This window comes from Blastococcus saxobsidens (assembly GCF_010682065.1).
Taxonomy (GTDB): domain Bacteria; phylum Actinomycetota; class Actinomycetes; order Mycobacteriales; family Geodermatophilaceae; genus Blastococcus; species Blastococcus saxobsidens_B.
On sequence record NZ_JAAGWG010000006.1, the window covers coordinates 179,489 to 192,033 of the forward strand.

General features: G+C 72.5%; 11 protein-coding genes. 6 read left to right on the forward strand and 5 right to left on the reverse strand.

Features of this window, described 5'->3' with window-relative positions:
• Nucleotides 1-80 precede the first annotated feature (80 nt).
• From GCU60_RS05055 to GCU60_RS05070, 4 genes are read left to right on the forward strand one after another with little or no spacing between them, the layout of a single operon-like run.
• Nucleotides 81-2,948, forward strand: a complete 2,868-nt coding sequence (locus GCU60_RS05055) for an aconitate hydratase AcnA (protein ID WP_163202810.1) — start codon at nt 81-83, stop codon at nt 2,946-2,948.
• Nucleotides 2,948-3,709: an SDR family oxidoreductase gene (locus GCU60_RS05060; RefSeq protein ID WP_163202811.1), complete on the forward strand. Its 762-nt coding sequence runs from the start codon at nt 2,948-2,950 to the stop codon at nt 3,707-3,709. Before GCU60_RS05055 ends, GCU60_RS05060 begins: the two co-directional genes overlap by 1 nt.
• Nucleotides 3,706-4,422, forward strand: a complete 717-nt coding sequence (locus GCU60_RS05065; RefSeq protein WP_163202812.1) for a CbiX/SirB N-terminal domain-containing protein — start codon at nt 3,706-3,708, stop codon at nt 4,420-4,422. Before GCU60_RS05060 ends, GCU60_RS05065 begins: the two co-directional genes overlap by 4 nt.
• 10 nt (nt 4,423-4,432) lie before the next feature.
• Entirely contained in the window at nt 4,433-4,597 is a 165-nt protein-coding gene (locus tag GCU60_RS05070; protein ID WP_163202813.1) for a hypothetical protein, read from the forward strand.
• A 17-nt stretch (nt 4,598-4,614) separates the two neighbouring features.
• Here GCU60_RS05070 and fahA read toward each other — a convergent pair whose 3' ends face one another.
• From fahA to hppD, 3 genes are read right to left on the reverse strand one after another with little or no spacing between them, the layout of a single operon-like run.
• The gene (gene fahA, locus GCU60_RS05075; protein WP_163202814.1) at nt 4,615-5,811 is read right to left on the reverse strand and encodes a fumarylacetoacetase; all 1,197 of its coding nucleotides are present in this window, start codon (nt 5,809-5,811) and stop codon (nt 4,615-4,617) included.
• The gene (locus GCU60_RS05080) at nt 5,808-7,010 is read right to left on the reverse strand and encodes a homogentisate 1,2-dioxygenase (RefSeq protein WP_163202815.1); all 1,203 of its coding nucleotides are present in this window, start codon (nt 7,008-7,010) and stop codon (nt 5,808-5,810) included. The genes fahA and GCU60_RS05080 overlap by 4 nt, the downstream gene beginning before the upstream one ends.
• Nucleotides 7,011-7,044: 34 nt before the next feature.
• The gene (gene hppD / locus GCU60_RS05085; RefSeq protein ID WP_163202816.1) at nt 7,045-8,250 is read right to left on the reverse strand and encodes a 4-hydroxyphenylpyruvate dioxygenase; all 1,206 of its coding nucleotides are present in this window, start codon (nt 8,248-8,250) and stop codon (nt 7,045-7,047) included.
• A gap of 176 nt (nt 8,251-8,426) precedes the next feature.
• On the opposite strand from hppD, the gene GCU60_RS05090 reads away from it, so the two are divergent.
• Together GCU60_RS05090 and GCU60_RS05095 are read left to right on the forward strand one after the other, a co-directional pair.
• The gene (locus tag GCU60_RS05090) at nt 8,427-8,930 is read left to right on the forward strand and encodes an Lrp/AsnC family transcriptional regulator (protein WP_345770402.1); all 504 of its coding nucleotides are present in this window, start codon (nt 8,427-8,429) and stop codon (nt 8,928-8,930) included.
• 65 nt (nt 8,931-8,995) lie between these two features.
• Nucleotides 8,996-9,898 carry a DUF881 domain-containing protein gene (locus tag GCU60_RS05095; protein ID WP_163202817.1) on the forward strand — a complete coding sequence of 301 codons (903 nt, stop codon included), beginning with the start codon at nt 8,996-8,998 and terminating at the stop codon, nt 9,896-9,898.
• A gap of 9 nt (nt 9,899-9,907) precedes the next feature.
• Here the strand turns inward: GCU60_RS05095 and GCU60_RS05100 are convergent, their stop codons facing one another.
• Complete coding sequence (locus GCU60_RS05100) at nt 9,908-10,372, reverse strand: SgcJ/EcaC family oxidoreductase (protein WP_163202818.1); 465 nt, start codon at nt 10,370-10,372, stop codon at nt 9,908-9,910.
• 255 nt (nt 10,373-10,627) lie between these two features.
• Nucleotides 10,628-12,523, reverse strand: a complete 1,896-nt coding sequence (locus GCU60_RS05105; RefSeq protein ID WP_163202820.1) for an ABC transporter ATP-binding protein — start codon at nt 12,521-12,523, stop codon at nt 10,628-10,630.
• Between the last annotated feature and the right edge of the window lie 22 nt (nt 12,524-12,545).

A 12,545-nucleotide genomic window follows, 5' to 3' on the forward strand; every position in this document is an offset into this window, starting at 1 on the left:
GGTCACTCCGCGCGCCGAGCTGGGATGATCGTGGGTGGTAAACCAGCGCAGACGAACCAGCGAGGGGTAGGCGCAGAGAAGTGGCAGCCAGCAAGGACACCTTCGGAGCCCGGGCGACGCTCACCGTCGACGGCACCGAGTACGACATCTACCGGCTCGACGCGGTGGAGGGCTCCGAGAAGCTGCCCTTCAGCCTGAAGGTTCTCCTGGAGAACCTCCTGCGCACCGAGGACGGCGCGGACATCACCGCCGACCACATCCGGGCGATCGCCAACTGGGACCCGTCGGCCGAGCCCGACCAGGAGATCCAGTTCACCCCGGCCCGCGTGGTCATGCAGGACTTCACCGGTGTGCCCTGCATCGTCGACCTCGCCACCATGCGCGAGGCCATGGCCGAGCTCGGCGGGGACCCGCAGAAGATCAACCCGCTCGCCCCGGCCGAGCTGGTCATCGACCACTCGGTGATCGCCGACATCTTCGGCACCGAGGACTCGTTCCAGCGCAACGTCGAGATCGAGTACGAGCGCAACGGCGAGCGCTACCAGTTCCTCCGCTGGGGCCAGGGCGCCTTCAGCGACTTCAAGGTCGTCCCCCCGGGCACCGGCATCGTCCACCAGGTCAACATCGAGCACCTGGCCCGCGTGATCTTCCCGCGTACCGAGGAGACCGCGGAAGGCACTCGGACGGTGGCCTACCCCGACACCTGCGTGGGCACCGACTCGCACACCACCATGGTCAACGGCCTGGGCGTGCTGGGCTGGGGCGTCGGCGGCATCGAGGCCGAGGCCGCGATGCTCGGCCAGCCGGTCTCGATGCTCATCCCCCGCGTCGTGGGCTTCAAGCTCTTCGGCCAGCTGCCGGACGGCGCCACCGCCACCGACCTGGTCCTCACGATCACCGAGATGCTGCGGCAGCACGGCGTCGTCGGGAAGTTCGTCGAGTTCTACGGCGAGGGCGTGACCGCCGTGCCGCTGGCCAACCGCGCCACGATCGGCAACATGAGCCCGGAGTTCGGTTCGACCGCGGCGATGTTCCCCATCGACGAGGAGACCATCACCTACCTGAAGCTTACCGGTCGCGACGAGCAGCAGGTGGCGCTGGTCGAGGCCTACGCCAAGGAGCAGGGCCTCTGGCACGACCCCTCGCGCGAGCCGGCCTTCTCCGAGTACCTCGAGCTCGACCTCGGCACGGTCGTCCCCTCGATCGCCGGCCCGAAGCGCCCGCAGGACCGGGTCGCGATCACCGACGCCAAGCCCGCCTTCCGCGTGGCGCTGAAGGACTACGTGGCCGCCGACGAGACCGGTGGCGAGGACCGCAAGCCCGGCGTTCCCGGCAACGAGCAGCCCTACGGCGTCGTGTCGTCCGTCGACGAGGCCTCGGCGGAGTCCTTCCCCGCCTCCGACCCGGCCGCGCCGTCGGAGAACGGCAACGGTGAGGCCGGCAAGCCGCACCACGTCGACGGGCACGCCGTGGACGAGCGGCCGCGCAAGCCCACGAAGGTCGTCATGGAGGACGGCACGGAGACCGAGGTCGACCACGGCGCCGTCGTCATCGCCGCGATCACCTCGTGCACCAACACCTCGAACCCGCAGGTCATGATCGGTGCGGGGCTGCTGGCCAAGAACGCCGTCGAGCGCGGGCTGACCAGCAAGCCGTGGGTCAAGACGACGATGGCCCCCGGGTCCAAGGTCGTCATGGACTACTACGAGAAGGCCGAGCTCACCCCGTACCTGGAGAAGCTGGGCTTCTACCTGGTCGGCTACGGCTGCACGACCTGCATCGGCAACTCCGGCCCGCTCCCCGAGCCGGTCTCGGCCGCGGTCAACGAGGCCGACCTCGCCGTCGTCTCGGTCCTCTCGGGCAACCGCAACTTCGAGGGCCGGATCAACCCCGACGTCAAGATGAACTACCTGGCCTCCCCGCCGCTGGTCATCGCCTACGCCCTGGCCGGCTCGATGGACGTCGACCTGAACAACGACCCGCTGGGTCAGGACGCCGACGGCAACGACGTCTTCCTGCGCGACATCTGGCCCTCCCCCCAGGAGGTCCAGCGGGTCATCGACCACGCCGTCTCCGCGGAGCAGTTCGGCCGCAGCTACGAGGACGTCTTCGCCGGCACCGAGCAGTGGCAGAACCTGCCCACCCCGACCGGTGACACCTTCGAGTGGGACGGCGAGAGCACCTACGTGCGGAAGCCCCCGTACTTCGACGGCATGCCGGCCGAGCCCTCGCCCGTCGAGGACATCACCGGCGCCCGGACGCTGGCGGTGCTGGGTGACTCGGTGACCACCGACCACATCTCCCCGGCCGGCTCGATCAAGGCCGACAGCCCCGCGGGCAAGTACCTCCGCGAGCACGGCGTGGACCGTCGCGACTTCAACTCCTACGGCTCGCGCCGCGGGAACCACGAGGTCATGATCCGCGGCACCTTCGCCAACATCCGGCTGCGCAACCAGCTGGTGCCCGGCACCGAGGGTGGCGTCACCAAGAACCACCTGACCGGCGAGACGACGACGATCTACGACGCCTCGCGCGCCTACATCGACGCCGGCATCCCGCTGGTCGTGCTGGCCGGCAAGGAGTACGGCTCGGGCTCGTCGCGCGACTGGGCGGCCAAGGGCACGGCGCTGCTGGGCGTCAAGGCGGTCATCGCCGAGAGCTACGAGCGCATCCACCGCTCCAACCTCATCGGCATGGGCGTGCTGCCGCTGCAGTACCCCGAGGGCCAGAACGCGGAGTCGCTCGGCCTGACCGGCGACGAGGAGTTCACCATCACCGGGATCACCGCGCTGAACGACGGCTCGGTGCCCCGCACGGTCAAGGTCGAGGCCGGGGACGTCGAGTTCGACGCCCGCGTCCGGATCGACACCCCCGGTGAGGCGAACTACTACCGCAACGGCGGGATCATGCAGTACGTCCTGCGCTCCCTGCGGGGCTCTGCCGCCTGATGGACCTGGGCCTGGGCGGTCGCGGATACCTGCTCACCGGCGCGAGCCGGGGGCTGGGGTTCGCCACCGCCCAGGCCCTCGTCCAGGACGGGGCGCGGGTGCTGCTCAGCTCCCGCTCCCCCGACGCCGTGGACGCCGCCGTCGCCTCCCTCGGAGGGGCGCCGGCGGCGTCCGGCGTCCCGGCCGACCTCGCCGCCCCGGACGCCGCCGAGCGGCTGGTCGCCGAGGCCACGGAGCGCCTCGGCCGGGTCGACGGCCTGCTGCTGAGCGTCGGCGGGCCGGCTCAGGGCTCGGTGCTGGAGACGTCGGAGGACGACTGGCGGGCGGCGGTCGAGAGCGTGCTGCTCGGTCCGCTGCGGCTGGTGCGCACGCTGGTCCCCCACCTCGGCGAGGGCGCCTCGATCGTCTTCGTGCTGTCGACGTCGGTGCGCCAGCCGATCCGCCACCTCGCCATCTCCAACGCCCTGCGCCCCGGCCTGGCGATGACGGCCAAGGCGCTCGCCGACGAGCTGGGGCCGCGCGGCATCCGGGTCAACGGCCTGATGCCCGGCAGCGTGGCGACCGACCGGATCGCCGAGATCGAGGCCGCCTCCGGGGATCCGGAGGGCATGCGCGCCCGTACCGAGGCGGCGATCCCGCTGGGCCGGGTGGGCGAGCCCGCGGAGTTCGGCCGCACGGCCGCCTTCCTCCTCTCCCCCGCCGCCTCCTTCGTCACGGGCGCGATGGTGCCGGTCGACGGCGGCGCCACCAGGGCCCTGTGACTGCGCAGCCACCGGTCCTGGTCGCCTGCGCGCACGGGACCCGCAACCCGACCGGCCGCCGGCTGATCGCCGAGCTGGCCCTGGCCGCCCGTGCGCTGCGGCCGGGACTGGTCACCACCGCGGCCTTCGTCGACGTGCAGCCACCCACCGTCGTCGACGTGGTGGCCGGGCTGTCCGCCGACGACCGGGCAGCCGTGGTGGTGCCGCTGCTGCTGTCGGGTGGCTACCACGTGCACGTCGACATCGCCCAGGCCGTGGCCGGAGCTCCCGGGACCGTCGCGGCGCGGCCGCTGGGGCCCGACCCCCGGCTGGCCGCCGTGCTGCACGACCGGCTGGTGGAAGCCGGTGCCGACCCCCGTGACCCGCTGACCGCGGTGGTGCTCGCGGCGGCCGGGTCCAGCGACCCGCGCTCGGTCGCCGACGTCGAGAACACCGCTGGCCTGCTGCAGCGCTCGTGGGCCGGGCCGGTGACCACCGGCTACGGATCGGCCGCGCAGCCGCCGGTGCCCGACGCGGTCGCGGCCGCGCGCCGGGCCGGGGCCGAGCGGGTCGTCGTCGCCTCCTACCTGCTGGCGCCCGGGCACTTCCACGACAAGCTGGGCGGCGCAGGGGCCGACGTCGTCACCGCTCCGTTGCTGCCCGACGAGCGGATCGCCGCCGTCCTGCTCGACCGCTACGACGCGGCGACCGGCGGACCGCCGTCCGCCCGCTAGCGTCCCGGGCATGCTGTCGCTGATCGGGCTCCTCACCTACCTCCTGATGGTCGCACTGTTCCTGGGCGCCCTGTACTGGGTGGTGAACCGCGCGGTGCTGCACGCCCTGCGCAGCCACCACGAGGAGGTGCGCCGGGGGGCGCGACCGCAGGGGAGCTCGTTCCCGCAGACCTGAGCCGGCGGCCATCCCGATCAGGGCCGCGTCGGCAGGATCTCGCCGCTCACCTCGCCGAGGTCGATGCGGGAGCCGCCCGGCCCCGGAGCGGTCGCGGTGATCGCGACCGTGTCGCCGTCCTCGAGGAAGGTGCGGGTCGAGCCGTCGGCGAGCGTGAGCGGATGCGCGCCGTTCGCGGTCAGCTCCAGCAGCGAGCCCCACTGGTCGGGGGAGGCGCCGCTGACCGTGCCCGAGGCGAACAGCTCGCCGGGCAGAGTCGAGGCGCCGTTCACGGTCAGGTGCGCGAGCTGCTGGGCCGGCGTCCAGTACATGTCGCGGAAGGGCGGCCGGCTGACCAGCTGCCCGTTGATCCGCACCGCGAGCGTGAGGTCCAGCCCCCACGGGGCGTCGTCGTCGCGCAGGTAGGGCAACAGCTCGGTATCGCGGGGCGGCGGCGTCACCCGGGCCGCCTCGAGGGCGGCCAGCGGCACGATCCACGGCGACATCGAGGTCTGGAACGACTTGCCGAGGAACGGACCGAGCGGCTGGTACTCCCATGCCTGCAGGTCGCGGGCCGACCAGTCGTTGACCAGGCAGACACCGAACACGTGCTCGGCGACGTCGGCCACCCGCACCCGCTCCCCCGGTTCCGAGGGGGCGCCGACCACGAAGCCGACCTCGGCCTCGAAGTCCAGCCGGGCGGTCGGGCCGAACGGCGGCAGCCCGTCGGTCGGCGGGCCCAGCTGCCCGCAGGGGCGGACGACCGGGGTGCCCGACACCTCCACCGTGCCGGCGCGCCCGTGGTAGCCGATCGGCAGGTGCCGCCAGTTCGGCGGCAGCGGGTCGCCGTCCGGGCGGAACAGCCGGCCGACGTTCTCGGCGTGCGCCTTCGAGCTGTAGAAGTCGACGTAGTTCGGCACGCCGATCGGGCGGCACATCCGCACGCCGTCGAGCGGTAGCAGGTGCGGCTCGACGCGGGCCCGGTGCCGCTCGTCGGTCAACCAGTCGGTCACCTGCTCGCGCAGGATGCGCCAGGCGTCCGGACCGGCGACCAGGAACCGGTCGAGCGTGCCGGTCCGGTGCACCGGCAGCTCGGTCACGGCGGCCAGGTCGAGCACGCGGTCGCCGATGCGGACGCCGTGCCGGAACCCGGGCCGCCCACCACCGAGGAAGACCCCCATCGGCAGGTTGTCGATGCCGAACCCGGTGTCCTCCGGCAGCTCGACCCAGGTCATGCGGGCCCGCGGCCCGACCAGGACCAGGCGTAGCGGCCGTCGTCGACCGCCGTGCCGCCCTCCCCCAGGCCCAGCGGCCGGAAGGTGTCGACCATGACGGCCAGTTCGTCGAAGCGCTCGGCGCCCAGCGACGCCTCGACCGCGGCCGGCTGCGGCCCGTGCGAGTGCCCGCCGGGGTGCACGGTCACCGACCCCCTGCCGATGCCCGAGCCCTTGCGCGCCTCGTAGTCGCCGGCCACGTAGAACATGATCTCGTCGGAGTCGACGTTCGAGTGGTAGTACGGCACCGGCACCGCGAGCGGGTGGTAGTCGACCTTGCGCGGCACGAAGTTGCAGATGACGAAGTTCGGCCCCTCGAACACCTGGTGCACCGGCGGGGGCTGGTGCACCCGGCCGGTGATCGGCTCGAAGTCGGCGACGTCGAAGACGTACGGGTAGAGGCAGCCGTCCCAGCCGACGACGTCGAACGGGTGCTCCGGCACGACGTGCACCGTGCCGGCCAGCCCACCGGGCCCCTCGCCGCGGTGCTTCACGTACACCTCGACGTCGGTGCCCTCGGCCAGCAGCGGTCCGGCCGGCACCCGCAGGTCCCGCTCGCAGTAGGGCGCGTGCTCGAGGAACTGCCCGTACCGGGACAGGTAGCGCTTCGGCGGGGCGATGTGGCCGCTCGCCTCGATGGCGTAGGTGCGCAGCGGCTCGTCGCCGGTCAGGACCCAGCGGTGCGTCGTCGCCCGCGGCAGGACGACGTAGTCGCCCGGCCCGACGTCCAGCGCGCCGAAGACCGTCTCGACCGTCGCGGTCCCGCGCTCGACGAAGACGCACTCGTCACCGACGGCGTTGCGGTACAGCGGGCTGGTCAGGCTGCTCACGGCGTAGGAGATGCGGACGTCGGCGTTGCCCAGGACCAGCCGACGGCCGGTGACCGGGTCCACCGCCTTGTGTTCCTCGCCCGGGAAGAGGTCGTGCAGCTTCAGGTGCCGGGGCACCAGCGGGCTGTTCGGCGTCGTCGTCTGGTCGGGCATCCCCCACGGCCGGGCGTCGACCAGGGAGGAGGGCACGCCGCGGTGGTAGAGGAGCGAACTGTCGGAGGAGAAGCCCTCCTCCCCCATCAGCTCCTCGGAGTACAGCCGCCCGTCGGGACGGCGGAACTGGGTGTGCCGCTTCCGCGGCACCTCGCCCACCTGCCGGTAGTGCGCCATCTCGGTCCCCTCGCGTGCTTTTCCGCGGAAAAGCTCAGAAGTTGCCGCGCCGTTCCTGATCGCGCTCGATCGCCTCGAACAGTGCCTTGAAGTTGCCCTTGCCGAAGCCCAGCGAGCCGTGCCGCTCGATCAGCTCGAAGAACACGGTGGGCCGGTCGCCGGTGGGCCTGGTGAAGATCTGCAGCAGGTAGCCGTCCTCGTCGCGGTCGACCAGGATCCCCCGTTGCTGCAGCTGCTCGATGGGCACCCGGACGTCGCCGATCCGGGCCCGCAGCTCCGGGTCCTCGTAGTAGGACGCCGGCGTCGACAGGAACTCCACGCCCTCGGCCCGCATCGCGTCCACCGTGGTCAGGATGTCGTTGGTGGCGAGCGCGACGTGCTGCGCCCCCGGACCGCCGTAGAACTCCAGGTACTCGTCGATCTGCGACTTCTTCTTGCCCAGCGCCGGCTCGTTGAGCGGGAACTTGACCCGGTGATTGCCGTTGGCGACGACCTTGCTCATCAGCGCCGAGTAGTCGGTGGCGATGTCGTCCCCGATGAACTCGGCCATGTTGGTGAAGCCCATGACGCGGTTGTAGAAGTCCACCCACCGGTCCATGGCGCCGAGCTCCACGTTGCCGACGACGTGGTCGACCGCCTGGAAGAGCCGCCGGGGTGCGCCGGGCCGCTTCACGAACGACGACCGGCGGGCCACGTACCCGGGCAGGTAGGGCCCGGCGTACCGGGACCGGTCGACCAGCGTGTGCCGGGTGTCGCCGTAGGCCGCGATGGCGGCGATCCGGACCGTGCCGTGCTCGTCGGTGAGGTCCCGCGGCCGCTCCAGCACGACGGCCCCCTGCGCGGCGGCGTGCGCCACGCACCGGTCGACGTCGGGGACGGCGAGGGCGATGTCGACGATGCCGTCGCCGTGCCGGCGGTGGTGGTCGGCCAGCGGGCTGGCCGGGTCGTACGCCCCCTGGACGACGAAGCGCGCGGCGCCGGAGGTCAGCACGAAGGAGTGGTGGTCCCGGTTGCCCGTCTCAGGGCCGGAGTAGGCGACCAGCTCCATGCCGAAGGCGGACTGGAAGAAGTGCGCCGTCTGCACCGCGTTGCCGACGACCCAGACCAGCGCGTCCCAGCCGGTGACCGGGAACGGGTCGGCCGACGCGTCGTACTCGACCAGCCCGACCAGCTGCTTCAGCTGGTCGAGGTCCAGGTCCGCCAGCCGCTCCTCGTCGTTCAGTGCCTGCTCCAGCGTCACCGGAACTCCTCCGCCCTGCGTCCGTCCTGTGTCCCAGGTCACCCGACACCCTGGGCGGACTGCTGCGCAACCTCCCTGCCTCGAACCGGCACGACTGCCCAGCATGGCTAGCCGGGCCGCCCGTCTACTGGGCAGACTGCACACCTCGACGTCGCATCTGCAGATCGGAGCCGGCCGTGCCGGAAGCAGCACTCGACATGCTCGACGTCGCCCTGCTGGAGGCGCTGCACGACCACCCGCGCACCGGCCTGCAGGAGATCGCCCGGATCGTCGGCGTCGCCCGGGCGACGGCGACCGCGCGGCTGCAGCGACTGGAACGGGCCGGCGTCGTCTCGGGGTTCGGCCCGGAGATCGACGTGACGGCGGCCGGCTTCGGCGTGCAGGCGTTCGTCACCCTGGAGATCGCCCAGGGCGCGCTCGAGGAGGTGCACCGCGAGCTCGCCGCCATCCCGGGCATCCTCGAGGCGCACGCGACCACCGGGAGTGGCGACGTCATCTGCCGGGTCGCGGCCTCCTCGCACGAGTCGCTGCAGCAGATCCTGGTGCAGCTGAACCGCTCGGCGTCCGTCGTGCGCTCGACGAGCGTCGTCGCGCTCTCCTGCGTCGTCCCCTGGCGGACGCTGCCGCTGCTCCGGTCGGAGGCCGCCCCGGGGTCCGGTCGTTCGCCCAGCTCCCGCTGAGCCGAGGTTGCGCCGTGCCCGCCGGCTACCGCCGGCGCCTGTCCGGCTGACCTAGGCTGGACGCGATGGACGAGGAGTCGACGACCGACGACGGGACGCCGCGCCCGCACGCCGACGACACGTCGGCCACGTCGCGCGCAACTCCTGAGCCGCGGCCGGACGACGCGGATCCCGAGGCCCCCGTGGCGGCGGGCGCCGCGAGCGAGGCCGAGGACGTGCCGGCCGAGGACGCGCCGACCGAGGACGGGGCCGACGGCGATGGCGAGCCTGCCACCACGCAGCAGGACTCGACCTCAGGTAGAGGGTCAGGGCGCTCCCGCGCCTGGAGCCGCCCGATGGCGGTGGCCGCCAGCACCGTGGTCGCGCTCGTCCTGGGCTTCGCCCTGACCGTGCAGATCCGCAGCACCAGCGAGCCGGACACCCCCGTCGTGAGCCGCGAGGAGGACCTGGTCCTCATCCTCGACGAGCTCGACTCCCGCGAGGAGCAGCTGCGACGACAGCTCTCCCAGACGCGGCAGACCGTCGAGGAGCTGTCCACCGGCCAGCAGAAGTCCGGCCGGGCCGCGGAGGAGGCGCGGGCCCGCGCGGAGGCCATCGGGATCCTCAACGGCACGCTGCCGGCCAGCGGTCCGGGCATCGTCATGACCATCCAGGACCCCGACGGCGCCGTCCCCACCTCGGTGGTCCTCGGCGCCATCCAGGAGCTGCGCGGCGCCGGCGCGGAGGCCATGGAGATCGACGGCGTGCGCGTCGTCGTCTCCAGCGCCGTCACCGGCTCGCCGGGGAACCTCCGCATCGACGGCGTCCCGCTGGACAGCCCCTACGAGTTCCGCGTCGTCGGGCCGGCCCCGGCCATGGAGATCGCGCTCAACGTGTCCGGTGGCGTGGTCGCCGACGTCGGCCGGGTCGGCGGCGCGGCCGTCGTCCGGCAGACCGACGTCGTCACCGTGGACGCGACCGTCGGCTGACCGCCGGCGTCACTGCGGGATGAGCAGGCCTCGCAGCTCCTCGGTGAGCGCCTCCCGGGCCTCGGGGTGCTGGTCCCAGGCGGCGGGCGTGGCCTGGAACAGCGAGATCCGCCAGCGGCCCCGGCCCTCGTCGACGGCGATCATCGTGTGGACGGCGTTGAGCGACGGGTCCAGGTCGTTGCCGTTGGCCGGGATCATCCCCGCGTGGGCGGTGAGCATCGCGACGCCGGGTCCCACCGGGCGCACCGAGCGGACCACGGCCACGTAGGCCGGGGTCTCGTGCGTGCCGAACACCTGGCGGAGGTCGGCGGCGATGGACAGCCGGCCGCGATGGTGGGTGCCGTCGAAGCCGATGATGTCGCCGTCGTCGGCGAACCCGGCCGCCACCGCCGCGCCGCTGCGCCGGTTCCAGCCGTCGACGAACTGCGCGTACAGCGAGCGGATCTGGGCGTCCTGCGGGTGCGCTGCGGTCACGTCTCCTCCTCGCTGGCGTTCGTCGGTGCGTCCCGACGGTGCTCAAGTTCCTTCGTGACCGCGCCAGCCCGGTCACGTGCCCCGGCAGCGGCCGCCCGGGACAGGAGTGACGCTAGTGCTCCAGCGGGACGGACCGTCCGACGCTCGCCGGTGTTCTCCGCCGCACCACCAGCGGTTTCTGCCGTTCCCCGAGCGCCCGCGACCGGTTGTGCTCGGTCGTGCGCGCAGCGCCACCGGCAAGCCTCGGGTTCAGGTTCACCCCACGACGATCCGGTCCTGCTCCTTCTCGGCGAACTGCGTCCGGTACAGGTCGGCGTACCGGCCGCCCCGGGTGAGCAGTTCCTCGTGAGTGCCGGACTCCACGATCCGCCCGTCGTCGACGACGAGGATCTGGTCGGCGCTGCGGATGGTGGACAACCGGTGCGCGATGACCAGCGAGGTGCGACCGGCCAGCGCGGTGTCCAGGGCGTGCTGGACCGCCGCCTCCGACTCGCTGTCCAGGTGGGCCGTCGCCTCGTCGAGGATCACGATCCCCGGGGCCTTCAGCAGCACGCGGGCGATCGCCAGCCGTTGCTTCTCCCCGCCGGAGAGCCGGTAGCCGCGGTCCCCCACGACGGTGTCCAGCCCCTCCGGCAGCGCCCGCACGAGGTCGGCGATCCGGGCGCCGGTGAGGGCGTCCCACACCTGCTCGTCGGTGGCGTCCGGCCGGGCGTACAGCAGGTTGGCGCGCATCGTGTCGTGGAAGAGGTGCGAGTCCTGGCTGACGACGCCGATCGCGTCCTGCAGGGAGGCGAAGGTCGCCCGGCGGACGTCGACGCCGCCGACCCGGACCGCGCCACCGGTGACGTCGTACAGCCGCGGCACCAGGTGCGCGATGGTCGACTTGCCGGCGCCGGAGTGCCCGACCAGGGCCACGAGCTGGCCGGGCGCCACGCGGAAGGAGATCTCGTGGAGCACGTCGACCGGCCCACCGTGCTCGGGCAGCGACACCTCTTCCAGTGACGGCAGCGAGACGTCGGACCCGGCCGGGTAGCTGAACGACACGGAGTCGAACTCGATCGACCGGTCCCCCGCCGGGACGGCGACGGCGTCGGGGGCCTCCCGGATCATCGGCGGCAGGTCGAGGACCTCGAAGACGCGGTCGAAGCTCACCATCGCACTCATCACGTCGACCCGGACGTTGGCCAGCGCGGTGAGCGGGCCGTAGAGCCGGGACAGCAGCAGGGCCAGCGCGACGACGTCGCCGGGGCTCAGGTCGCCGGTGAACGCCAGCCAGCCGCCGAGCCCGTAGACCAGGGCGGTGGCCAGGGCGGCGACCAGGGTCAGGGCGACGAAGAAGGTCCGGCCGTACATGGCCGACAGGACGCCGATGTCGCGCACCCGCGCGGCCCGCCCGCGGAAGGAGTCGGCCTCCACGGCCGGTCGGCCGAACAGCTTGACCAGCAGCGCGCCGGCGACGTTGAACCGCTCGGTCATCGTCGCGTTCATCGACGCGTTGAGCGAGTACGACTCCCGGGTGATCTCCTGCAGCCGGCTGCCGATGCGGCGGGCGGGCAGGACGAACAGCGGCACGAGGACCAGCGAGAGCAGGGTGATCTGCCAGGACAGCGTGAACATGACACCGGCGGTGAGCACCAGCCCGATGACGTTGGAGACGACGCCGGACAGCGTCGAGGTGAACGCCTGCTGGGCGCCGACCACGTCGTTGTTGAGCCGGCTGACCAGCGCACCGGTCTGCGTGCGGGTGAAGAAGGCGACCGGCATCTGCTGCACGTGCTCGAACACGCGGCTGCGCAGGTCGTAGATGACGCCCTCGCCGATCCGGGCGGAGAACCACCTGGTGCCCAGCGAGATGCCCGCGTCGACGACGGCCAGGGCGGCGATGACCAGCGCGATCCGCACGATGCCGCCGGTGGTGCCCTCGAGGCGGGCGATCCTGTTGACGATGTCGCCGGCGAGCAGCGGGGTGATGACACCGATGATCGAGGAGCCGACGACCAGCGCCAGGAAGAACGACAGCTCACGCCGGTAGGGCCGGGCGATGCCCAGGATCCGCCGGACCGTGCCCTTGGGCAGCTGCCGCGCGGTGACCGACGGGTCCCGCCGGAACGACCGCATCGCGGCCATGGAGGTCATGGGTTGGCCGTCCATCCCACCTCCTCGGGTCCGCCGG